The organism is Enterococcus montenegrensis (assembly GCF_029983095.1).
In the GTDB taxonomy this organism is placed as follows: Bacteria; Bacillota; Bacilli; order Lactobacillales; family Enterococcaceae; genus Enterococcus_C; species Enterococcus_C montenegrensis.
In genome coordinates this window covers 655,538-679,704 of sequence record NZ_CP120467.1, presented here as the reverse complement: position 1 = coordinate 679,704, position 24,167 = coordinate 655,538, and the positions used below count along the sequence as shown (strand labels likewise).

Genomic DNA, 24,167 nt, shown 5'->3' with positions numbered 1-24,167 from the left:
GGGTAGAACAAGTTTTCAGCTCTACCCCTAACTAAGAATGAATCTTAGTGGTTTATTTATTTAATTCACCTAGGACAAAGTCAACTGCGCCTTTGGGATCACGGGTTAAATTAATATACTGCGCCCCTTTGGTTGCAATTAATTTGATACCTAATTTATCAGTATCTGTTTTAATATCATCATAGTAAGTGTTTACTTGTGGTGCTAATACGATAACATCATAGTTGTTCATAATGTCATAATGAGAACCATATGCCCCAGCAGCTGCTTTAATGTGTTTCCCTGTTTCTTCGGCACCTTTTTTCAAAGCATTGGCTAACATCGCACTAGTTCCCGCACCGGCACATAAAACTAAAATATTTAAATCTTCATCGTAACCTTTGCCACTAGCATTTGGGCTAACAGCAGGTTCTGTTTCAACAATAACAGTTTCATTTCCATCAACAACTGCTGCTGCACTAGCCGGAGATAATTCTGGTGCAATTGTTTCTACTTCATCAATTTCTTCAACACGTTGCGCTTCTTGTTCAACTAAAACTTTATCGTAAGCTTTACAGAATGGTAAGTAAATCAAGAAGTCAACAATTAGTAAAGTAGCTGCTAAAACAAAAGAAATTGGTTGGAAGTTTGTTTGTAGAACAGTACCAATTGGACCTGGCGTCGCCCACGGCAAGACATACATAAATCCGTTCATTCCCAAAACATCGATGAATAACTTACCGATGATAACATTGGCTACTGGTGCCAAACAGAATGGCACTAAGAAGTATGGGTTCAAAATAATTGGTGCCGCAAACAGTAATGGTTCATTGACCGCAAACATTACTGGAATAATAGATGCTTTACCAACTGCTTTTAACTGTTTAGAACGCATTAACAAGATGAAAATAATTGGTACGATAAAAGTTGCACCAGTACCCCCTAATTCACCAACAAAGTTACCGAAGTTTTCTGTTAATGAGTGGAAAGGATGTTCACCATTTTGGAATAATTTCAAGTTTTCTTCGGTATTGCCATATAAAGCTGAAGATAAACCTGGTTTTACAACTGATGGTCCATGAACCCCAACAAACCAGAATAATGGGATTAAAAACCAAATCAATGACATCCCTGGATAAGATTCTGCAGCAGAGAAAAGTGGTGATAATAATTTAGAGAACATTTCACCAAATGGCGCATTGATAAAGAAACGAGAAGCAAGGTCAATAATAGCACAAGCTAAAATTGAGAATGAAAATGGAAAAACATCACGGAAATTTTGTGAAATACTACCCGGTACTTCCGGCGGCATTTTAATTGTAATATCGCGTTTGATACAGAACTTATACATATTAACTGTAATAAAAGCTGCGATAAAAGCTGATAACAAACCTTTTGTTCCCATGTAATCCGCGACAAAGGCACCGTCTGTTTTATTAACAGCAAGTAAAAGCATGCCGCAAATTGAAGCTAGCATAACAGAAGTTTCGTTAATCACTTTACCATCTGGCATTTTACGATTCATTGAACCTGCTAAACATCGCGCTGTTGTTCCTGCAACTAACATCCCCACTAAGCCCATCGTAAAGTCATAAATTTTCCATAACCAGGTTTCAAATTCTGCTGGTAGTGTAATACCAAAAATTGGCGGGATCGCCGCAATCAAGATAAAAATACTGGAAAATAAGATAACTGGCATCGCTGCCAAGAAACCATCTTTAATCGCCGACAAGTAAATGTTTCTTGAAATCTTTTGAAAAGTTGCCTGATGCTTTTCGATTTGTTTAATAATGGCGTTCATTTCATTTCCTCCTTAACCTTTGTTTATTTGTTGTATTTTTCTTTATATAAGTCGACAAAGTTTTCTGTTAATTCTTTTAAAAGAATAGTCGTCATCAAATGATCTTGCCCATGAACAAAGATAAAACCGATATCTAAGTCTTCACCTTCTGCTTCTGCGGCCAGACATTTGGTTTGAGCATTATGGGCCAAATTCAAATTTTCCTCAGCGTCAGCCATAAGTGTCGTAACATTTTCAAAATTGCCAGCCCGGGCTTCTTTAATAATTGTTAATAGGCTACTTCTAGCGTCACCAGCATATGCGACAATCTCAAAGCCCAGCATCTGTAATTCTTCTTTATTCATCATTCTCACTCCATTTTTTCAATATTCTGAATTCGTTTTCCGGATAATTTTTCGCAACTTCTACTAAAGTTTAAATAATTACTTTTGTTTCACTGACAAATTTATACCAATATGCCGATTCTTTGGGATAGCGTTTTTGCGTTTCAAAATCCACATAGAACAAGCCATAACGTTTGTTGTAGCCATTGGCCCAAGAAAAAACATCCATTAAAGACCAGATGAAATAGCCTTTGACATCGACACCCGCAGCGATGGCTTTTGCGATAGCATTAAAATTCCCCCGTAAATATTCAATCCGCGGACCGTCCATAATCACGCCATCATTGAAGTTATCTTTAAACCCTAAGCCGTTTTCAGTAATATAAATTTTTCCATAATTTGGATAGTCGGCTTTAATTCGAATTAATAAATCAGATAAACCTTCTGGATAAATAGCCCAATCCCAATCATTTTTAGGAATATCATCTCTTTGAACACGTTCACCAATTCCTTTGATCCGGTAAAAACTAGTTCCTTTTTCCCCAGTACCATTAAATCCAACTTCACTTTTTCCTTCGTAATGTTGTACCCAGTGACTTTGATAGTTATTGATTCCCAGAAAATCAGTTTGGGTAGCAGCTTTTTCCATCTCAAGAAAATCTGACTCTTCAAAAGTAATACTTGTATCATTGGCAGCTAAAATTTCATTAACTAGCGCCATCGTTTTATCAGAATAGCGTCCTTTATAAGTTGCATCTAGTAAAAAGGCAATAGAGAGCGCATCATCTTTAGCTGCAGCATGAACATCTTCTTTTGCTTTGGAATAAGGATATTTTGGTTCCAGGGAGTGCACAACACCAATTTCACCAGCATAATTGCCTGCTTTAAAAATGTTCACAGCCCGTGCGTGGGCCCACATCATATTGTGTAAACAAGTCACTACTTTTTTTAAATCAAATTTCGTTTCTGGCGGGAAGATACCTGTTAAATATTGATTCGTGGCCACAGGATAAATTTCATTAAAGGTACTCCAATAATGCACTTCTTTAAATTCTTCAAAGCAAAACTTAGCGTAGTTAACAAAATGTTCCACGTTTTCTCGGTTTAAAAAATCACCATTATCAAATAATGTCTTCGGCGTATCAAAATGATGAATGGTAACAAAAGGAATGACCCCTTGTTTTTTACATTCCGCAAAGACGCGATGATAATAATCCACACCAGCTTGATTGACCTTTCCATAACCATTCGGGAAAATTCGACTCCAAGCAATGGACATGCGCAAACTGTCAATCTTAAACTCGCGACATAGTTTTAAATCAACTGGATACTGATGATAAAAGTCACTGGCCGGCTCTGCGGTGTATCTTCCTTTTTCCTCAAGCCACGTATCCCAAGCAACTAAGCCTTTACCGTCTAATTGTGTTGCACCTTCAGCTTGGTATGCCGCGGTTGCACCACCCATGATAAAATCTTTTGGTAGGGTTCTCATTTCTTTCATTACTAAACCTTCTTTCACAATAGTCGTTGAATATGAATTGCCAGATATACCCGCTCGCTATCGCTTAATTTGCGATTCGCATAATCGCTTACCAATTGATAAATTTCATTGCCAATCGCGTAGGCACGAGGATAATCTGTTTTGATATTTGTTTCCAAACTTTTAGAAAAGATGACTTGTTCTGCTGGCTGATCGAGTCTATCTGCAAAATAATTCAAATGAATCATTAAACGATCATAAAAATTTTTATTTTCTTCGGTTCGTACAATACCTTTATTTAATAATATTTTTTCTACCTGATTAATAATATCTTGACGGGGATCCAAAACTTCATTTGTTACAGGCTCCCCTTCCCGTTTGGCATTGATAAAATGCAGGGCAATCCGACCAATTTCATCATCAGGAAAATGCGCATTTAATCGCTCATTAATAATGGTGACACCCATTTTTCCAATCGCATATTCTGTCGGATATTCTTTACTCATATCAGGTAAGCGACTGACTTCATAGTTTCCTTTTTGCTGATTTTGATAGCTCCAATAAATATGATCGGTTAGTGTTACATAGATATATTCCTGAACTGGATAATTGAATTTAGAAATCGCCGTATCAATCACTTCATAACCGGTAGTAATAAAATTTAAAGGTAAATCTTTTAGCAGTGAAGAAAAATTTTGCTGGGACTCTTTATTGCGCAACATGAAAAGTTTACTAATATCTTCTTTTTTTAGTAAATCGCCTTTTTTCTTTTGAAAGACAATACCTTTTCCCATTGCAATAGCCTGCTCATCGTTTTCTATTCGAATAATGGCGACATTATTATTTAAGACTTGAATAATGCGATACATTCTATTCCCCCTAACTAACCAATAAAAAAACCGCAAATGATAGGATTATCATACCATGTAAAGATACTGGTACTCACCTAGCATTCGCGGTTTTTGCCTAATCGAATAGTAACAATCCACTACGTATTAACTTCACAAGTATCGTAACATGTAAATAAACACTTGTAAACCCTTTCTAACATATTTCCACTGTATTTTTTTCAAAAAAACACTTATACCAAACATAATCAAACATAAAACAAATGTTTTTGCTTTTCTCACTCAAAATATTCCTTGCTAAATCAACAATTTAAATAAAATACTATTAGAAAATTTGCGAATTGAATAACACAGCAAACCCACACAAAAAAACGTTTGCATTTTAACTTTTTTTGTCATTTTACTAAAATTTTTACTTACTTTTATAAAAATCTATTTAGATTTCCAATTAGTTAAAAGAAACTGCTATACTAAATAGGTATAGACAGGAGGAATTTGCATGATTCGAATTGAAACCAGTCAGACAGAAACTATTGAACCTTTATTAAGAGAAGTTTTCACAGCGCAATATCAGGCACAATTTCACGATGAATTGCCCAAAAAACACGAAAGACTTGCCATTGCCGCAACCTTAGCAGATGAATTAGTCGGCGGATTAATCGCCAAGCAAGATTTTGAAAATCTTCACGTCAGTCTGTTAGCTGTCAAACCAGAATTTCAAAACCAAAAAATCGGCTCCCGACTTTTACAAGCCTTAGGTGATTGGGCACAAGAAGAAGGTGTGATTAACTTAACCTTAACAACCAAAAGTTATCAAGCCGTTGAATTTTATCAAAAAAATGGTTTTACCATCTTTGGCAGCCTACCGGATACACCAATGCGGGGCGTCACCAAATACTACTTATATAAACGTGTCACAAAATAGCGTTGCCTTTTTACGCTTCATAAAAAGAAGGGCTTTACCAATTTTTCTTCACGCTCAAAAACAAGAGGCGGTTTTTTCTCAACTTTTCTTCCTATTTTTAAATAGCGCAATAAGGGGCTATGACAAGGATTTTGTCATAGCCCCTTATTTTACTTTTACAATTACTAAAACTGTTCCGGTTTTTTCACAGGACAACTTGTTTTACAATCTTCACAACTGCTGCCTTTTTTTACTTGACGGTAAACAACAAAGGCTGCTGCGCCAAAAATTAAGAGACTTAAAATTATCGTTGCTACCATTTATTTCACTTCCTCTTTTAATTGATGCATTGAAATGACATCATTTTTAGGTGCGGGTGTTTTACGAATTAGTAAGAACAGACCGTAGGCTAAGACCGCTGCTGCTAAAATAGTAGCCGCGTTCATTGGGCCTCCTTCAAAGATAACCCGGCCAAATTGATAGACGACAAAGCTTACCGCATAAGCTAAACCACATTGGTAGCCCACTGCGATCCAAGTCCATTTCGCATTGCCCATTTCCCGATGAATCGCGCCAATTGCTGCAAAACACGGTGCACATAGCAAATTGAACACTAAAAATGAGTAAGCCGCTACTGGTGTAAAGGCTGCTTGTAATGGTCCCCAAATTTCTACACCATTTTCAGAAACTTCATCTAAATGACTAAACAAAATGCCAAATGTGTTGATCACATTTTCCTTGGCGATCAGTCCAGTAATTGTTGCAACTGCACCTTGCCAATTTCCCCAACCTAATGGTGCAAACAATGGCGCAATCACACGACCTAAATTCGCTAAAATACTTTGATTGCCATCAACTGCTTTTAAGGTAAAGCTGTAATTGGACATAAACCACAAAACGATACTGGAGACAAAAATAATCGTCCCTGCTTTTTTAATGAAGGAAAATCCCCGATCAAAAGTTTGGCGGAAAACATTTTTGACTTGTGGCAAATGATAAGCGGGTAATTCCATAATAAATGGTGCGGGATCACCGGCAAATAAGTGCGTTTTTTTCAAGGCAATGCCTGACAAAACAATTGCGGATACGCCAATGAAATAGGCAGACGGTGCAACCCAACTTGCTTGTGGGAAAAAGGCACCGGCAACTAAGGCAATGATTGGTAATTTCGCAGAACAAGGCATAAAGGTCGTTACCATAACCGTCATACGACGATCTTTCTCATTTTCAATTGTGCGACTCGCCATAACCCCCGGCACACCACAACCGGTTGCAATCAACATGGGGATAAAGGATTTACCAGATAAACCAAACTTACGGAATAGGCGATCCATTACAAAAGCAATCCGTGCCATATAACCACAATCTTCTAATAGTGACAAGCAGAAAAAGAGCACTAATAATTGTGGGACAAAACCTAAGACAGCTCCGACACCGGCAATAATGCCATTTAAAATTAGATCTTGCATCCAAGCGGCAACGTGCCATGCTGCGAGATTTTTCGTAACAAAATCCGGTACGACTGTTCCAAACAAGACATCGTTGACCCAATCTGTTCCCATGACTCCAATTGTTTGGATAGACAGATAATAAATCCCCCACATAACAAAGGCAAAAATTGGAAGTGCCAAGAAACGATTGGTCACGATTTGATCGATTTTATCGCTGATAGTTAAGCGTAATTCATTTTCATTAACGGTACATAATGCCATTAGGCGCGCGATAAATTCATAACGCTCATTTACCAAAATGGCATCACTCGTATCATCAAAGATTTTTTCTGTAATGGCAATAATTTCGTTAATTTCTTTACGCTGAATTTTACTTAAATCTAAATTTTCTGTTGCCAATTCATCTTTTTCAAATAATTTTGCAGCATAAAAACGTGCTTGTTTTTGCGCAACAGTATTGCCTAAGACGTCAATAATTTCAGTTAAGGCTGCTTCTAAACGCTCATCATAAGTTGGATATGTCGTTTCAGGAGGAAATTTTTCCGCTGCTTGCGTACTTTTATGAATCAATTCCTGTAAACCTTGTTTTTTCAAGGCACTCATGCTCACTACCGGAATACCTAAGCCATAAGCTAATTTGTCCAAGTTAATGGTTTTGCCGCTTTTTCTGATGAGATCCATCATATTCAATCCCAAAACAACAGGAATACCTGTTTCCATAAGCTGCGTCGTTAGATATAAATTACGTTCCAAATTAGTCGCATCGACAATATTGATGATCGTATTAGGTGAACCTGTTAATAAATAATCTCTGGCAACAATTTCTTCTGGAGTATAAGGAGATAAAGAATAAATCCCAGGCAAATCTTGAATGGTAATATTTTTTTGTTTCTTTAATGTACCGGATTTACGCTCAACAGTAACCCCCGGCCAATTTCCCACGGATTGCATGGAACCTGTTAATTGGTTAAATGTACTTGTTTTCCCACTGTTGGGATTCCCCGCTAAAGCAAATTGCAAGTTTTCCATACTATCCCTCCTTTTTTAACTCCACTAAAATATACTCTGCTTCACTTTTTCTTAAAGATAATTCATAGCCACGCAAATTAATTTCAATGGGATCGCCTAATGGTGCTAATTTACGGACCGTTATCACAACATTTTTAGTCAAGCCCATATCCATTAAGCGGCGTTTGACCGCACCTTCGCCAAATATTTTAATAACTTTGCCTTTATCTCCTACTGCTAATTGATCTAAAGATAAGACTTCTTCTTTTTTTGCAGCTGGCTCGACGATAATTGCTTCTAATAAACTCTGGTCTAAAGCTAGGCGCGCATTTTGAACTAGGACAATTCCGTCTTGACCTTTACTTTTTAACAACACAACATGACTGCCGGGCAACAATCCTAAGTTTTGTAAATGCTTTTGAACTTCTGCTTGCGCTGTTACTTCTTTCACAACAAAGGTTTGATTGGGTGCAACTTCTGCTAATTTTTTCATGAATACTCCTTTACTGACAGGAATCAATTGCGACTGATAATTATTCTCATTTAGAATAAGGTCTACCGCTAGCAAAGTCAATCAAATTTAAAATATTGTAATATTTTTCACATATTAATAATTATTCTAATTTAGAACTAGACCATTTTCTATTCTCATCATGAAAATAGAAAAGAAAACTTGTCCTTCTGCTATCTTTTCAACTTGTCTACCCCAAAACCACAATGTATAGTGTGTTTATTATTACAAAACACAATATCTAGTGTTTTTCGTTTGACTTTTAGTTTTACTTCTCTATACTGAGAATATAAAGAATTAAGGGGGCATTATCATGACGATTACATTATTTTCAAAAAACAACTGCATGCAATGTAAAATGACAAAACGCTTTTTAACTGAGAATCATGTCAGTTTTAAAGAAGTTAACATAGATGAAGAGCCAAACGCATTGAACTTTCTAAAAGAACAAGGTTTCAAAAGTGTGCCGGTAACAACTGCTGGTGAAACAACAATCATCGGTTTTAGACCGGACCAATTACGTAGTCTTGCTTCTTAAACGCATTTAACCGAGGTTGTATCCTAGACAAAATAGCAGCAGTCTAACTGGCAGATTTTATTTTACAAAATAGTGGAAAATTATTTTTACCAGTTATACAAGCGTATTTTGCAATTTACGGGGACACCTCCTTTTTTTCGCATTTTTTTATTTTTTAGAGCCTAAAAAAAAAGAAAGTTGGTCCTTCCATGAGTTTAAAAGAGTTAAAAGATGTTAGTTACTACAAACTAAATAACGAAATCAATCGCCCTGTTAATGGTCAAATTCCATTAAACAAAGATCAAGAAGCTCTGCAAGCTTTTTTCAAGGAAAATGTGTTACCAAATACCAAGCAATTCGCTACATTTAATGAAAAACTGGAATATCTTGTAGCGCAAGATTATTTGGAAGCAGAGTTTCTAACACATTATTCTGCTGCATTTATTACAAAATTATACGACTTTTTATTAGCCCAAAACTTCACCTTCAAATCGTTTATGGCAGCCTATAAATTTTATTCGCAATATGCCTTAAAAACCAATGATGGTGCTTTTTATTTAGAAAATTACGAAGATCGTGTCGCAATTAACGCCTTGTATTTTGCTGCAGGCGATGAAGAGTTGGCGTTAACTTTAGCCGATGAAATGATTCATCAACGTTATCAACCCGCAACGCCTTCTTTTTTGAACGCAGGACGCAAACGCCGAGGAGAATTAGTGTCTTGTTTTCTAATTCAAATTACCGATGATATGAATTCAATCGGCCGCGGCTTAAATTCTGCATTGCAACTTTCTCGAATTGGCGGAGGAGTCGGGATTACATTATCCAACTTGCGGGAAGCCGGAGCGCCAATTAAAGGCTATGAGGGTGCTGCAAGTGGTGTAATGCCGGTTATGAAATTATTTGAAGATTCCTTTAGCTACTCGAATCAATTGGGGCAACGACAAGGTGCAGGGGTAGTTTACTTAAATGTCTTCCATCCGGATATTATGGCTTTCTTATCGGCAAAAAAAGAAAACGCCGATGAAAAAATCCGTGTGAAAACTTTATCCCTAGGTGTATTAGTTCCCGATAAATTTTACGAGTTAACCCGTAACAACGAAGATATGTATTTATTTAGCCCTTACAGTGTCGAAAAAGAATACGGCGTTCCCTTCTCTTATATCGATATCACTGCAGAATACGACAACTTAGTTAAAAATCCGAATATCCGTAAGCAAAAAATCAAAGCACGGGAATTGGAAAATGAAATTGCTAAATTACAACAAGAATCCGGCTATCCTTATATTATCAATATCGATACAGCTAATCGTGAAAATCCGATTGATGGCAAAATTATCATGAGCAATTTGTGTTCAGAAGTACTGCAAGTCCAAACTCCATCTGTTTTAAATGGACGTCAAGAATATGAAATCTTAGGTACGGACATCTCTTGTAATTTAGGTTCAACCAATATTGTTAACTTAATGGCTAGCCCTGATTTTGGTAAATCGGTCCGAGCTATGACACGCGCACTAACCTTTGTAACCGATAATTCTCATATCGATGTAGTCCCTTCCATTGCCCACGGAAATGACCAAGCTCATACAATCGGACTAGGCGGCATGGGCTTGCACACTTTCTTTGCTAAAAATCAATTGGTTTACGGTTCAAAAGAATCCGTTGAATTTACTGATATCTATTTTATGTTGTTAAATTACTGGACCTTAGTCGAAAGTAATAAAATTGCTAAAGAACGCCAGCAATCTTTTTACAACTTTGAAAAATCAGCCTATGCTGATGGCAGCTATTTTGATAAATATATTGCTGAAAATCATATGCCCCAATCTGCTAAGGTGAAAGAATTATTTGACGGCATTTTCATTCCGACAGGTGAAGATTGGGCCAAATTAAAAGCAGCCATTCAAAAAGATGGCTTGTATCATCAAAACCGCTTAGCAGTGGCGCCAAATGGTTCTATTTCCTATATTAATGACACAAGTGCCAGCTTACATCCTATTACTCGGATGATTGAAGAACGTCAAGAAAAGAAAATTGGTAAAATTTACTATCCAGCGCCTTATCTCTCAAATGAGACACTACCTTATTACACATCAGCTTATGATATGGATATGCGCAAAGTTATCGACGTTTATGCCGCAGCCCAACAACACATTGATCAAGGTATGAGCTTAACGCTGTTTATGCGTTCTGACATTCCCAAGGGCCTTTATGAATGGAAAACGGCAACCACCAAACAAACGACCCGTGACTTGAATATTTTGCGTCACTACGCTTTTCATAAAGGCATTAAATCGATTTATTACGTCCGTACCTTTACCGACGATGCAGAAGAAATCGGCAGCAACCAATGTGAAAGTTGTGTCATTTAACCCTTAATTAAAAGTGAAAAAAATAAAGGGCTTGTTTTAACAGCTTGCATTTTTTGCGAGCAAGCTGTTAAAACAATTACGATTAGGAGGCAGATCATGGCAACTTATTATGAAGCCATTAACTGGAACGAAATTGAAGATATTATCGATAAATCCACTTGGGAAAAACTAACCGAACAATTTTGGTTAGATACCAGAATTCCGCTATCAAACGACTTGGATGACTGGCGGACTTTATCAGAACTTGAAAAACAAACAGTAGGCCACGTTTTTGGCGGGCTGACCTTATTAGATACCGTCCAATCTGAAAGCGGAATGGATCAATTACGAAAAGATGTCCGTACCCCCCATGAAGAAGCGGTATTGAATAATATTCAATTTATGGAATCTGTCCATGCCAAAAGTTACTCATCGATTTTTTCAACCTTAAATACAAAATCAGAAATTGACGAAATCTTTGAATGGACCAACACGAATCCATATTTACAAAAAAAGGCCGAACGAATCAATGAAATTTATAAAAACGGCACACCTTTGGAAAAGAAAATCGCCAGTGTCTTTTTGGAGACATTCTTGTTTTACTCTGGTTTTTATACACCTTTGTATTATCTAGGTAATAATAAATTGGCCAATGTCGCTGAAATTATTAAATTGATTATCCGCGATGAATCTGTTCACGGAACGTATATTGGCTATAAATTTCAATTGGGTTTTAACGAACTGGATGAAACCAAACAAGAAGACTTAAAAAATTGGATGTATGATTTATTATATGAATTGTATGAAAATGAAGAACGTTATACCGAAGAATTATATGATGAAATCGGCTGGACTGAAGAAGTAAAAACCTTCTTACGTTACAACGCCAATAAAGCATTGATGAACTTAGGACAAGATCCGCTTTTCCCAGATACTGCCGATGATGTTAACCCGATTGTTATGAACGGAATTTCAACTGGGACAAGCAATCACGACTTCTTCTCCCAAGTCGGCAATGGTTATTTATTAGGTCAAGTTGAAGCAATGGAAGATGACGACTATAACTTTGGTCTTTAAGTAAAAAAAAGACTTCGCAAATTCCATTTTCTTTTGACTACTACTAGTGTCATAACAAATTAGTTCAAAAAAGCACCGCTACAATTATGATTATTACAATTGCCAGAATTTCACGGCAATTATGTAATGAAAATAATTTGGCGGTGCTTTTTCGTCTATTATAGGAAGTATAAGTTGTCCACCAGAAAAAGATTGATCTAACGGCTTTAGCCCTGTCTAGCTTTTTGAACTAACTCGTTGCGACAATAAGCCAAAATTTGAAAAAATGGAACCGCTATGTATCAGGATTTTGGTCTTCTATCTCTGGAGTGAATCATTCCTTTAACTTCTCTTATGTTACACTAAAAGGGTGTAAATTCCGTTAACAAAAGAGGTGTCAAATGATTACAGTGTATTTAGCCTGTGGTGGCTTAATTTTCACAGCGCTCCTTGGTTTTGTACTTTTTATCGCCCATTATCTAACTTTCTCAGGTTATCTTGCTTTTATTTTTTTAGGTACTTTTTTAGCTGCGCTAACGCCTCCATTTGTTTGGCTTTTATTAGGGCTATTCTTTGGCAGTGCGATTTTCATCCATGCGATTAAAAAAGTTGCTAGTAACCAATTCGATACAATTGGCAAAAAAGGAGCCCAGCGAGATGCTGAACAGCTTTTGGCTAATAGCCTGCCCGTTCTTGTTGCTGGCTTATTAGCACAATTTTTTCCCGCGACTTTTAACTGGTCAGAAATTATGACAGCTCTGATCGCAGTCAGTTCTGCAGACACTTGGGCTTCTGAAATTGGCATGTTAGCTAAAGGGGATCCTTACAATATTCTAACGTTAAAAAAAGTTGCGACTGGTTTATCAGGGGGTGTGAGTTTGCTGGGAACTTTTGCGGCAATTGGTGGCAGCTTTTTAATTGCGGCAACTTACGCTGGCGGCATTTTTCTATTTACCCCAATCAGCTACCAGCCTGCTACTTTTTGGCAGCCATTTTTACTTGGTGTATTGGGAATGTTTGTCGATAGTCTTTTGGGTTCAGCTTTACAAAGTAAATACCGCTGCGTTGTTTGCCATCAAATAACTGAGCAGGAATATCATCACAATAAACCCGGCCAGCTTGTCCATGGACTAAAATTTATTGATAACGATATTGTTAATTTGCTTACCGGTTTTACAGTCTTAGTTATAACCATGTTTATTTAATAAGAATAGCAGGAAAATGAAATTATGCTAAATTGCCCTTCAAATTTCTCAAGATTTTGACTTAGTGTCGCAAAGAGCTGGTGCACAAAGCTCCATCACTAGAAAAGCTGCGAGCACCGTCTTAGCTCTCAAGCACTAAGATGGAATCTTGATAAATTGTCCTTCAAATTTCTCAAGATTTTGACTTAGTGCCGCAAAGAGCTGGTGCACAAAGCTCCATCTCTAGAAAAGCTGCGAGCACCGTCTTAGCTCTCAAGCACTAAGATGGAATCTTGATAAATTGTCCTTCAAATTTCTCAAGATTTTGACTTAGTGTGCAAAGAGCTGGTGCACAAAGCTCCATCTCGAACATTTATAAGTCATAAAATTTATAATTCTTTTAACAAAAAAGCACTTCATTAAGTAAGCATTCGTCACAATGACGTACCTTACAGTTAATGAAGTGCTTTTATTTAATTAGCTTTTATTATAATTTGCTGGCAGCTGCATCATCGACGATTACGACCACATCTGCGTGATTTTGTAGCGCAGAAGCAGGAAGATCTGTTGTAACCGGACCATTTACCATGCCGGCAATCGCATCTGCTTTGTCTTCACCATAGGCCATTAAGACCATTTTTTTACCTTGTAAAATAGAACCAATTCCCATTGAAACAGCTTTTGTTGGTACATCTTCAATTTTATCGAAGAAACGTTTATTCGCTTCAATTGTTGACTCCGTTAAATCAACCACTGATGTTTTACTATCTAGTGGTGTCCCTGGTTCGTTAAAACCGATATGACCGTTGCGACCAATACCTAAAATTTGGATATCAATTGGATGCGTTGCAATTACGTCATCATAACGTTTGCATTCAGCGTCCAAGTCTTCTGCTTTACCATTTGGAACAAACGTTTCTTTGAATGGTTTTTGATTAAATAAATTTTCATTCATGAAGTAGCGGTAACTTTGTTTATCTTCTCCGCCTAAACCGACATACTCATCTAAATTAACAGAAGTCATCTCTGAAAAATCTAAATCACTTGCCATCATTTCTTGATACAAAGTAATCGGTGTACTTCCAGTTGCTAAACCTAATGTATGGATACCATCTTTCATGGCTTGTTGAATAATTTCAAAGGCTTTTTTTCCGCCAGCAGCGGCATCTTTTACGCGGATAATTTCCATTTTGATAACCTCTTTCTACGCTTGTTTGGTATAGCCCAATTATAGCACCATTTTTTTGTGTAGGCAACAAAAGTCTAGACCAAATTCCACCTTTTTTAAGAAATTCATAAACGTATGACTAGATAAAATTTTCTCTTAAATATTGCGAGTATGCGTACAAAAACATGTATTAGCTATAAAATTATGCTTACAAATTTTAAAAGTAGCAGAGTTTTTCTTAACAATCCGAGGTAAAATGTAAAAAAAAAACTTACAGACTGCATGCAGCCTGTAAGTCAAAAATTTATTTTTCTTTATCTTTTTTATCAAATAATTTGTTGATTTCACCAGCTACATCATCTTTTAAATCTTCAGCTTTTTCTTTGATTTTGCCAGCTTCTTGTTGTAGCTTACCTTTTAATTCTTTTGAATCATCACCTGTTGCTTTACCTGCTGTTTCATTTACTTTACCTTTAACTTGATCTTTATCCATTGATATAGCCTCCTTATTCTTTACTACTCTTCAAGTGTAGCAAAAATATGGTCAACTGCCCAATGAAAGAGCTTCAAATGTGTCAGATTACATAAACTTATTAATTCATTTTGAATAGCAATTAAAAAAAAAGCCGAGACCCCAAAGGATCCCGACTTTTGAAATAATCAGTGATTATTTAACTGTTACAGATGCGCCAACTTCTTCAAGTTTGCCTTTCAATTCTTCAGCTTCTTCTTTAGAAACTGCTTCTTTGATTGGTGCAGGAGCGCCATCAACTAATGCTTTAGCTTCTTTCAAGCCTAAGCCAGTTGCTTCACGAACTGCTTTGATAACTTTAACTTTTTGGTCGCCAGCTGAAGTTAATTCAACAGTAAATTCTGTTTGTTCTTCTGCTGCACCAGCAGCACCAGCTGCAGCTACAGCTACAGGAGCTGCTGCAGATACGCCAAATTCTTCTTCGATAGCTTTAACTAAGTCGTTTAATTCTAAGATTGTCGCGCCTTTTAGCTCTTCGACAATGTTTTCGATATTCAATGCCATGATTGATTTTCCTCCAATTTAGGTTTTGTTTTTTTTATTTAGATTATGCGGCGCTTAGGCTGCATCTCCATCTTTGCTTTCTGCCACTGCGTTGACAGCGTAAGCCACGTTGCGGACTGGCGCTTGTAGTACAGATAGCAACATAGAAAGTAGTCCTTCGCGGTTTGGTAATTTTGCCAAAGCTGTGATTTCTTCTAAAGAAGCCACTTTACCTTCAATGATACCGCCTTTTAATTCTAATGCTTTTGCGTCTTTTGAAAATTCGTCCATGATTTTCGCTGGTGCAACTACGTCGTCGTTACTAAATGCAACGGCAGTAGGACCTGTGAAAACTTCGTCCAAACCTTCTAAGCCGGCTTGTTTTGCAGCGCGAGAAAGGATAGAGTTTTTGATAACTTTCATTTCAACGCCTGCTTCACGCAATTGTTTACGTAAAGTTGTTACTTCTTCAACAGTTAATCCACGGTAATCAGCGATTACAACAGATGCAGCTGCATTGAATTTTTCAGCAACTTCGTCAACGATTTGCGCTTTTTTAGCGATTGCTGCTTCACTCACTTGTATTTCACCTCCTGATTTTGATGAACAAGGATTTTAGGCAAAGAAAAAAGCCTCTCCTTGTCACCGTAGACATAGAGGGACTATTGAATGTTCTCCAATAAACGTCCTCGGTAGGAAATTAAGACATACGTCACCTACTGTCTTCGGTACAGTTAATTATTAACCTTGACTACCTTACCATAGATAAGGTAGTCAAGTCAATGTTTTAATTACGTTTAATTAAAATGAAGCTTGGTCAACGTGAACACCAGGACCAAATGTTGTAGTCACTGAAATGTTTTTGATATATTGACCTTTTGCAGCTGATGGTTTAGCTTTCACTAACACATCGTTAATTGTTTTGAAGTTTTCAACTAATTTGTCATCTTCAAATGAAACTTTACCGATTGGCACGTGCACGTTACCAGCTTTGTCAACACGGTAAGTAACTTTACCAGCTTTTACTTCGTTAACAGCTTTTGTAACGTCCATTGTAACTGTACCAGTTTTAGGGTTAGGCATTAAACCTTTAGGGCCTAAAACACGACCTAATTTACCGACAGTAGCCATCATATCTGGTGTTGCCACAACTACGTCAAAGTCAAACCATCCACCTTGGATTTTTTGAACCATGTCGTCGTCGCCAACAAAGTCAGCGCCTGCTGCTTCTGCTTCTTTAGCTTTTTCGCCTTTAGCAAAAACTAAAACAGTTTGTGTTTTACCAGTACCGTTTGGTAATACAACAGCACCACGGATTTGTTGATCCGCTTTTTTAGGGTCAACATTTAATTTGTATGCAACTTCAACCGTTGCGTCGAATTTTGCGATATTTGTTTCTTTTGCCAAAGCAACAGCTTCTTCAACAGAGTAAGCTTTAGTTGCGTCAACTTTTTTTAATGCTTCTTGCATTTTTTTGCTCTTTTTAGCCATTTTGTTTCCTCCTTGATGTGGTTATAACGGTAGAACCTCCCACGTGTCTCGTATTTTTCAATAGCGAGTAAACTGAGAAGCTACTTCCTCAGGGTGTAGAATTATTCTACAGTGATCCCCATGCTTCGTGCAGTACCTTCGACCATGCGCATAGCAGCTTCTACATCAGCAGCGTTTAGGTCAGCCATTTTAGTTTCAGCGATTTCTTTAACTTGATCACGCGTAACTTTTGCAACTTTAGTTTTGTTTGGTTCGCCTGAACCTTTTTCAACACCGGCAGCTTTTTTCAATAATACTGCAGCTGGTGGTGTTTTTGTGACGAATGTAAATGAACGGTCTTCATATACAGAGATCACAACTGGAATGATTAAACCTGCTTGATCAGCAGTACGGGCGTTAAATTCTTTTGTGAAGCCCATGATGTTGATACCCGCTTGACCTAGCGCAGGACCTACTGGTGGAGCTGGTGTTGCTTTACCTGCAGGAATTTGCAATTTAACGATTTTTTCAACTTTCTTTGCCACGAGACATACCTCCTTGAGTCCGTGATGTGGTTAATTGGAGATGCATATTTCTCCTCCCACGTACTTGTGCTGCTACTAAATAGTAAAAACACAATTAAAAATGCGTGCCTCAAAATAAGCGTGAGTTTACGCACACTGAAATATTATAGCAAAATTCGCAAAAATTGCAACAAGAAAAGTTTAACAAACCTGCTTTACTCTCTTGCAATAAGACAGAAGCTTGATAAATTGCTCTTCTAATTTCGCGAGCTTTTGACTTATTGTCTTTGAAAGTTGGGTTGGTAAACTAGACAACAAGAAAAGTTTAACAGACCCGCTTTACTCTCTTGCAATAAGACAGAAGCTTGATAAATTGCTCTTCTAATTTTGCGAGCTTTTGACTTATTGTCTTTGAAAGTTGAGTTGGTAAACTAGAGAATCTAGCAGGTCCTCTAGTTCTGATTAGTTAATTCGCTGGCTGCTTCTTGATCTAAAATTAGCGTTAAATTCGGGTGTAATTGTAAAATTGAAGATGGTATATCTTCTGTTACTTCACCAAAAAATGCTTTTTTGACGATTGCTGCTTTTTTCTTACCGTTGGCAAACATGACTAAGTGTTTTGCCGCCATTACGCTTTTTGGTCCCATCGTGTAAAACTCATTGGGAACTTTACTTAAATTGCCATCAACTTCTGCGGCCAATGACTCTCTGGCTTCATCGGCATCAGAAATATCCACAGCATATGTCTCAGAGCCAAATTTTGTCCAACCAGGCATATTTCCACAAAAATGGCCATCTGCACCAATGCCCATTAAAATTAGATCCAAGCCACCAGCTTCCTTTAGACGCGCATCTTGTGTTTGCCAATTTGTTTCATCTAATGGATGCAACTGCTCTTTTTTTATATTAGCTGGTCCAAAGTACAGGTCATTTAAATTGCGCATGGTAATGCCATAACCTTGGCTACCGACAATTGGAATTTCGTCAAAATTATAATAATGAACATTTTCAAAATAAGGGCGCCCTTTTACTTGAGGCACCATGATCTCGTATAGTCGTTTGGGTGTATTGCCCGCAGTAATCGCCAAATTAACACGACGACTTTCACTCATTAAACCTAGTAAAATATTGGCGGCTACTTGGCTCATGGCTTCATAATCTTTTTCAATAATTAGTTTCATTAATATCGCTCCTCCATTTTTGAAAACGTTTTATAAAATAATTATATCGTAAAAGAATGCTTTCGTGTAAATATATTGTGGTATCTGATTTTTTTGCTATTATTGCGCAGTTGAATTGAATTAAAATTTCAAAAAACTTATCTTTTTTATAAGAAAAACAAGCTTAAAAATTGTTATTTTTGTGTTAGACTACAAGTGCATAAAACGAAACGAGGTGCCTTCAATGGAACAGCTGAAATATCGCAGCGTTTTCGACATTATCGGACCTGTCATGGTCGGCCCTAGCAGTTCTCATACTGCCGGTGCGGCTCGAATTGGGAAAGTTATTCGCAGTATTTTTGGCGAGCAGCCTGATAGTGTTGATATTTATTTATATGAATCGTTTGCCAAAACTTATCGCGGTCACGGAACAGACATCGCATTAGTTGGTGGTTTGTTGGGGATGGAGCCAGATGATGCCCGTTTGGCAGACTCTTTAAAAATCGCTTACGAAAATGGTATGGAAGTATACTTCATTCCTAAAAGTGAAAAGGCGGAACATCCCAACTCAGTCAAAATGGTCCTGCATAAAGGTGAGCGAACATTATCTGTAACCGGCAAATCAATTGGCGGTGGCAATATTCAAATTTCCGAGTTAAATGGTTTTAAAATTTCTTTATCTATGGGAACACCAACCTTTATTACAGTTCATCAAGATGTGCCAGGTATGATTGCTAAAGTTACCAATATCTTATCAAAACGTGGGGCAAATATCGGTACCATGACTGTCACGCGGGAGTCAAAAGGTGAAAAAGCGATTATGATTATTGAAGTTGATGAGCCGCAACCAGGTATTTGTGAGCAGTTAAAAGCTTTGGATCACATGTATACTGTTAATTATTTTGATTAAGGAGCATTATCTGATGTTTTATACAATTGCAGATTTAGTAGAACAAGCTAAAAATTATCCTTCTGTTGCAGATTTAATGATTGCTACTGAAATAGCTGTCACAGGACGAAAAAAAGAACAGATTATCGCATTAATGGAACGTAACTTAACCGTTATGGAAAATTCCGTTGCCGAAGGTGTTGCGGGAGTTACCTCTGTTACAGGTTTAACTGGCGGTGATGCTAAAAAGATGGATGATTACTTAAACAGTGGGAATTTTTTAAGTGGTGATACAATTTTAACGGCTGTCAGAAACGGCATCGCCGTCAACGAGGTCAATGCCAAAATGGGCTTAATCTGCGCTACCCCTACTGCTGGTAGTGCTGGGGTCGTAGCTGGGGTTTTACTGGCGGTACGTGAGCGTTTAAATTTAAGTCACAAAGAACAAGTGGACTTTCTTTTTACTGCTGGCGCATTTGGTTTAGTGATTGCCAATAACGCTTCGATTTCTGGAGCTGAAGGTGGTTGCCAGGCAGAAATCGGGTCTGCTAGTGCAATGGCCGCAGCGGCTTTAGTTTGTGCTAACGGAGGCAGTGCCCATCAAGCAGCCCAAGCAGTGGCGATTACTTTAAAAAATATGATGGGTTTAATTTGTGATCCAATTGCTGGTTTAGTCGAGGTGCCTTGTGTGAAGCGTAATGCATTAGGTTCTTCTCAAGCTTTTATTTCCGCTGATATGGCCTTAGCCGGAATTGAAAGTGTCATCCCACCAGATGAAGTGGTAGTTGCAATGTATCAAGTCGGACGTAAAATGCCTTCTATCTTTAAAGAAACAGCAGAAGGCGGTTTAGCCATGACCCCTACGGCCCAACGATTGCAAAAAGAAATTTTTGCGAAACAAGAATAAATGAGTAACGGTTCTCCTTATAGTTAGACTAAAAAAAGCATTATGAAAGCAGACGCCTTCATAATGCTTTTTGTTAAGCCGATTCTTGTAAGTCGCGACGATTATAACCAATAAATCCAACTATAAATAAACCACAACTAATTAAGCTAATCACAACAAAACGGGTAAAATCAAAATCTGCTACAGGCAACTGTGGCAACCATTTTAAAGCAGAAGTATTACTAAACCAACCTGGTAAATCTAAAATACCACCAAAATAACTTAGCGCAAAGGAATAACCCAGATATGCGTAAATAACTTTGCTAATTTTTGGTGCAAAGCCCAAACATAATGCCGCTAAACTAGCAAAGAACAAGACGACTGGTAATAAATTAAAACCAGCTTCAAAAAATTCTTGTATCGGCATTGTTGCATTTTCTTTCATAACGCTAACGGCTGTTGCTCCTAGACAAGCTGAGCTAATGAAAACGCCAGCCACACCACTGATTATAGCTAATAAAACACTATTACCATAAAGTTTTAAACGAGAAACTTTAGTCGAAAACAACTGACTCATACGCCCACTGCTTTCTTCGGTGAATAATTTGTTTAAAATCGCAACAGGTAAAATCACCACTAACGCTACCATTACCATCATGATCGTGCCAGTAAAGGATTCAGCTAAACTTCCACCCGTATGCACAAACATTTGTTTTATTAATTCATTACCTTCCATGAAGCTTTGCATATCCTGATAAACAGAACCATAGGCTGCTCCCATCACTGCAAAACCAACAAGCCAACTGATGATCATGCCAGCATTAATACGCCAATACCAACCTGGTATAGACAAAAGTGCCCTGCTAGCATTTTTGCGCCCTTCTTTTTCTGGTAAAAAGCCTGCATTATAATCTCGTTTTCCTTCTAGATAGAAGCTACATAACATTATGATCAGACTAAAAATCAAGCCAATTATCAGATAAGACCAATTATTCTTCGTAAATGGGTACGTAAGATACGTCCAGGAAAGAGGATTTAATTTTGATAAATCACCATTACTGATATCCGTTACAGCCCGCACCATGTACAACAGACCAATAAATCCGAGGCTGGCGCCTGTTGCACCTGCTGATGAAGGCATAATTTGTGCGAATAACAATCCAATTACAGCACCCAATATACCGGCTAATGCTACTGATGCCCCAAACAATAAACTTCCTTTTAGGTCGATACTTGTAGCATGAAATGATGCCATTAAAATACCGATAAATAATCCCAAGACAACATTAATTAGAAAAGTTTCAAGTAAAACAGCTAGCAAATTGGCTTGTCGTCCGACACGAAATGAACGAATTAATTCTGTTAAACCTTGTTCTTCTTCTTTTCTAGTATGACTAATAACATGTAAAGCGGCCACTACCATAGCAAATAAACCGCAAAACAGCAGCATTTCATTGGCATACATTGCACCAATCGTATATGCTTTTGCATCAGAGACGGGTGTTGTGCCAATCATCGCAATCATGGCTGGATTTTGCATCGTGTGATACATTCCCACTAACCCTTGTCCTTTTGAAAGTTCCTCAAAGGCGGAGACAAAGCCACCGCTAAATAACCCTAAACCCAGTAACCAAACAACAATTTTCTTCCAATCGCGTTTTAGAAATTGAAAAAATAATAAATTCCATTGTGAAAATTTCTCTGCCATTGCTGCCATCACCCTTCATAATGTCTGATAAACAAATCTTCCAGTGTCGGCGGTACAACTTCAAATTTTTCAACTTCAAATTTTGCTACCGCGGCTAAAATAGTATTTAACGCTTTATTATCGATCGCAAATTTTACTTCTGTTCCTTTTTGACTGAAATCGTAAACACCAGTAACATCAGCTAAACTTGCCACATCGCCTTTTGCTACGAGTGAAACCGTAGAGCGCGTCAAATGTCGCAATTCTTGGAGTGTGCCGGTTTCTACTATTTTGCCTTCACGAATAATAACAACTTTATCGGCTAAGCGCTCTACTTCACTTAAAATATGAGAAGATAATAAAATAGATTTACCAGCATTCTTTATTTTTTCTACCTCATCTTGGAAAACAGCCTCCATTAGGGGGTCTAAACCAGATGTTGGTTCATCTAAAATATAAAGATCGGAATCAACCGACAACGCAGCAATCAACCCGACTTTTTGCCTGTTCCCTTTTGAATAGCTTTTGGCCTTCTTTCGTGGATCTAATTCAAATTTTTGAATTAATTCATCTCGTTTTTGTAAATTACCGCCTCCATGTAACTTCATAAATAAGTCGATAATTTCCCCACCAGTTAAATTTCCCCACAAGGCGACATCCCCTGGAACATAGGATAGTCGTTTATGAATTTCGATACTATCTTGCCAAGCATCTTTGCCAAATACTTGAACATGGCCCGCATCTTTTTTTAAGATGCCCAAAATCGTTCGAATCGTTGTCGATTTCCCAGCACCATTGGGGCCAATGAATCCCACTACTTCTCCTGGAGCAACCGCAAAACTTACATCTTTTAATGCTTGAAATTTCCCAAAACTTTTTTGCAAGTTATTGATTTCAATTAACTGCGTCATTTTTAAGTCTCCCTTTTTCAAAAAATATTTTTGAACTATTTACTTAATACGAGTTCAATATTATGCATCTCAGTTGAAAATGTCAATCAAAAACCACCTACTTTTGAACTTATTTTTAATTTGCAGTTTAAAATTATTTTACTATAATATAAGTAGTAATGGATTAAAAAGGAGGCACAAAATTGAACGGTTTTGAAAAAAGAAGTGCCCAAAAAAAGCACGCCATCTTAAAGGCAGCAGCGGAAATAATGAATGGACCTGAAGGAAGCAAAGCTCTAACCATTGACAAAGTAACTGCTGCAACCAATATTTCAAAAGCTACGATTTTTAAATATTTTCAATCCAAGGATAATTTAATTAAAATGGTGTTTAAAAACTTTATGGCCGAAATGGCTTATGACGCAGAAAAAACTTTGCAAGAAAAAAGATCTTTTCCAGATACTTTTACCGCCTTAACACAGCTAAAAATCAACCGCTTAGACCATGTTAGTCAACAATTTTATCTTGATCTTATGGCTTATTATTCGCAAACAGAAGATAAAGAATTAGCTGAATTCATGAACGGCTATGCAAAAAAAAGCAATGAAACACTCCTCACCTTATTTCAACAAGGGCGAAAAGAAGGATTTATTGATCCGAAGTATACCGATGAATTTCTCTTTATTTACACTGAATCAATGATCGCAGGCATTGCCGAACCAGCAATTTATACTCGTGCATTGCCTTACATTGCACAGTGGAGCGAAGTTTTACTAAAAGGCTTAGCACCAGAAAAATAAACGAGCCAATCACGTCGCACAAGGCGTGATTGGCTCGTTTATTTTCTTCACTATCTTCACTATAAAGAAGAGATAAATTTTTCAAAAGATAAATAGTGATTTGACCGCTTAGCACTGTCTGGCTCTTTCAACTAACCCGCTGTGATCATAAGGTGAAATTCCAAGAAATTTGAGCAACAATTTCTGGCAATTCCACGCTTATTTTTCGAGCGCTGACCAAGTCCGAAAAGCTTTTCTGGTTGTCTGGCTTCACGCACTAGCCCTC

General features: G+C 37.4%; 24 protein-coding genes and 1 other annotated feature. Of the genes, 8 read left to right on the top strand and 16 right to left on the bottom strand.

What is annotated here, in order from left to right:
- Window positions 1–52: 52 nt before the first annotated feature.
- From P3T75_RS03235 to P3T75_RS03220, 4 genes are all read right to left on the bottom strand, one after another.
- The gene (locus P3T75_RS03235) at window positions 53–1,780 is read right to left on the bottom strand and encodes a PTS lactose transporter subunit IIBC (protein WP_282462196.1); all 1,728 of its coding nucleotides are present in this window, start codon (window positions 1,778–1,780) and stop codon (window positions 53–55) included.
- 23 nt (window positions 1,781–1,803) lie between these two features.
- Window positions 1,804–2,124, bottom strand: coding sequence for a PTS lactose/cellobiose transporter subunit IIA (locus P3T75_RS03230; protein WP_206902457.1), 321 nt, complete (start codon window positions 2,122–2,124; stop codon window positions 1,804–1,806).
- A gap of 70 nt (window positions 2,125–2,194) precedes the next feature.
- Window positions 2,195–3,595 (bottom strand): 6-phospho-beta-galactosidase, encoded by a 1,401-nt coding sequence (lacG, locus tag P3T75_RS03225; protein WP_282462559.1) that lies wholly within the window; start codon window positions 3,593–3,595, stop codon window positions 2,195–2,197.
- Between the two features lie 23 nt (window positions 3,596–3,618).
- Window positions 3,619–4,452, bottom strand: coding sequence for a PRD domain-containing protein (locus tag P3T75_RS03220; RefSeq protein ID WP_206902456.1), 834 nt, complete (start codon window positions 4,450–4,452; stop codon window positions 3,619–3,621).
- A gap of 478 nt (window positions 4,453–4,930) precedes the next feature.
- Here P3T75_RS03220 and P3T75_RS03215 point away from each other — a divergent pair, with 478 nt between their 5' ends.
- Window positions 4,931–5,356, top strand: a complete 426-nt coding sequence (locus P3T75_RS03215; RefSeq protein WP_230709379.1) for a GNAT family N-acetyltransferase — start codon at window positions 4,931–4,933, stop codon at window positions 5,354–5,356.
- A gap of 164 nt (window positions 5,357–5,520) precedes the next feature.
- Here P3T75_RS03215 and P3T75_RS03210 read toward each other — a convergent pair whose 3' ends face one another.
- From P3T75_RS03210 to P3T75_RS03200, 3 genes are read right to left on the bottom strand one after another with little or no spacing between them, the layout of a single operon-like run.
- Window positions 5,521–5,655, bottom strand: coding sequence for a FeoB-associated Cys-rich membrane protein (locus P3T75_RS03210; protein WP_206902454.1), 135 nt, complete (start codon window positions 5,653–5,655; stop codon window positions 5,521–5,523).
- Window positions 5,656–7,815, bottom strand: coding sequence for a ferrous iron transport protein B (gene feoB, locus P3T75_RS03205; protein WP_206902453.1), 2,160 nt, complete (start codon window positions 7,813–7,815; stop codon window positions 5,656–5,658).
- 1 nt (window position 7,816) lies between these two features.
- Window positions 7,817–8,287: a FeoA family protein gene (locus tag P3T75_RS03200; RefSeq protein WP_206902452.1), complete on the bottom strand. Its 471-nt coding sequence runs from the start codon at window positions 8,285–8,287 to the stop codon at window positions 7,817–7,819.
- Window positions 8,288–8,618: 331 nt separating this feature from the next.
- On the opposite strand from P3T75_RS03200, the gene nrdH reads away from it, so the two are divergent.
- The 4 genes from nrdH to P3T75_RS03180 all read left to right on the top strand — a co-directional run bounded on the left by nrdH (window position 8,619) and on the right by P3T75_RS03180 (window position 13,434).
- Window positions 8,619–8,843 carry a glutaredoxin-like protein NrdH gene (gene nrdH / locus P3T75_RS03195; RefSeq protein WP_206902451.1) on the top strand — a complete coding sequence of 75 codons (225 nt, stop codon included), beginning with the start codon at window positions 8,619–8,621 and terminating at the stop codon, window positions 8,841–8,843.
- 188 nt (window positions 8,844–9,031) lie between these two features.
- Complete coding sequence (gene nrdE / locus P3T75_RS03190; protein WP_282462195.1) at window positions 9,032–11,194, top strand: class 1b ribonucleoside-diphosphate reductase subunit alpha; 2,163 nt, start codon at window positions 9,032–9,034, stop codon at window positions 11,192–11,194.
- Window positions 11,195–11,287: 93 nt separating this feature from the next.
- Complete coding sequence (nrdF, locus tag P3T75_RS03185; protein WP_282462558.1) at window positions 11,288–12,250, top strand: class 1b ribonucleoside-diphosphate reductase subunit beta; 963 nt, start codon at window positions 11,288–11,290, stop codon at window positions 12,248–12,250.
- 380 nt (window positions 12,251–12,630) lie between these two features.
- A complete protein-coding gene (locus P3T75_RS03180; RefSeq protein WP_282462194.1) occupies window positions 12,631–13,434 on the top strand; it encodes a DUF92 domain-containing protein in 804 nt (267 codons plus the stop codon).
- A 466-nt stretch (window positions 13,435–13,900) separates the two neighbouring features.
- Here P3T75_RS03180 and nagB read toward each other — a convergent pair whose 3' ends face one another.
- The 7 genes from nagB to P3T75_RS03145 form a co-directional block, all read right to left on the bottom strand.
- On the bottom strand, window positions 13,901–14,602 hold the full coding sequence (gene nagB / locus P3T75_RS03175; RefSeq protein ID WP_282462193.1) for a glucosamine-6-phosphate deaminase: 702 nt from the start codon (window positions 14,600–14,602) through the stop codon (window positions 13,901–13,903).
- Between the two features lie 283 nt (window positions 14,603–14,885).
- Entirely contained in the window at window positions 14,886–15,074 is a 189-nt protein-coding gene (locus tag P3T75_RS03170) for a CsbD family protein (protein ID WP_071865579.1), read from the bottom strand.
- A gap of 174 nt (window positions 15,075–15,248) precedes the next feature.
- Window positions 15,249–15,617 carry a 50S ribosomal protein L7/L12 gene (gene rplL / locus P3T75_RS03165; protein WP_206902443.1) on the bottom strand — a complete coding sequence of 123 codons (369 nt, stop codon included), beginning with the start codon at window positions 15,615–15,617 and terminating at the stop codon, window positions 15,249–15,251.
- A gap of 54 nt (window positions 15,618–15,671) precedes the next feature.
- Window positions 15,672–16,175, bottom strand: a complete 504-nt coding sequence (gene rplJ / locus P3T75_RS03160; RefSeq protein ID WP_206902442.1) for a 50S ribosomal protein L10 — start codon at window positions 16,173–16,175, stop codon at window positions 15,672–15,674.
- 36 nt (window positions 16,176–16,211) lie between these two features.
- Window positions 16,212–16,343, bottom strand: a sequence feature (ribosomal protein L10 leader region).
- Between the two features lie 54 nt (window positions 16,344–16,397).
- Entirely contained in the window at window positions 16,398–17,087 is a 690-nt protein-coding gene (rplA, locus tag P3T75_RS03155) for a 50S ribosomal protein L1 (RefSeq protein ID WP_206902441.1), read from the bottom strand.
- A gap of 101 nt (window positions 17,088–17,188) precedes the next feature.
- Window positions 17,189–17,611, bottom strand: a complete 423-nt coding sequence (rplK, locus tag P3T75_RS03150; RefSeq protein ID WP_173103535.1) for a 50S ribosomal protein L11 — start codon at window positions 17,609–17,611, stop codon at window positions 17,189–17,191.
- Between the two features lie 431 nt (window positions 17,612–18,042).
- Window positions 18,043–18,771 (bottom strand): glucosamine-6-phosphate deaminase, encoded by a 729-nt coding sequence (locus P3T75_RS03145; protein ID WP_230709386.1) that lies wholly within the window; start codon window positions 18,769–18,771, stop codon window positions 18,043–18,045.
- A 223-nt stretch (window positions 18,772–18,994) separates the two neighbouring features.
- Here P3T75_RS03145 and sdaAB point away from each other — a divergent pair, with 223 nt between their 5' ends.
- Together sdaAB and sdaAA are read left to right on the top strand one after the other, a co-directional pair.
- Window positions 18,995–19,660, top strand: a complete 666-nt coding sequence (gene sdaAB, locus P3T75_RS03140) for an L-serine ammonia-lyase, iron-sulfur-dependent subunit beta (protein WP_282462192.1) — start codon at window positions 18,995–18,997, stop codon at window positions 19,658–19,660.
- Window positions 19,661–19,673: 13 nt separating this feature from the next.
- Window positions 19,674–20,546 carry an L-serine ammonia-lyase, iron-sulfur-dependent, subunit alpha gene (gene sdaAA, locus P3T75_RS03135; protein ID WP_282462191.1) on the top strand — a complete coding sequence of 291 codons (873 nt, stop codon included), beginning with the start codon at window positions 19,674–19,676 and terminating at the stop codon, window positions 20,544–20,546.
- A 73-nt stretch (window positions 20,547–20,619) separates the two neighbouring features.
- Here the strand turns inward: sdaAA and P3T75_RS03130 are convergent, their stop codons facing one another.
- Window positions 20,620–22,233: an ABC transporter permease gene (locus P3T75_RS03130; RefSeq protein ID WP_282462557.1), complete on the bottom strand. Its 1,614-nt coding sequence runs from the start codon at window positions 22,231–22,233 to the stop codon at window positions 20,620–20,622.
- Between the two features lie 8 nt (window positions 22,234–22,241).
- The gene (locus P3T75_RS03125; protein ID WP_282462190.1) at window positions 22,242–23,123 is read right to left on the bottom strand and encodes an ABC transporter ATP-binding protein; all 882 of its coding nucleotides are present in this window, start codon (window positions 23,121–23,123) and stop codon (window positions 22,242–22,244) included.
- Between the two features lie 182 nt (window positions 23,124–23,305).
- Between P3T75_RS03125 and P3T75_RS03120 the strand changes: the two genes are divergently transcribed.
- Complete coding sequence (locus P3T75_RS03120; protein ID WP_282462189.1) at window positions 23,306–23,902, top strand: TetR/AcrR family transcriptional regulator; 597 nt, start codon at window positions 23,306–23,308, stop codon at window positions 23,900–23,902.
- Window positions 23,903–24,167 lie beyond the last annotated feature (265 nt).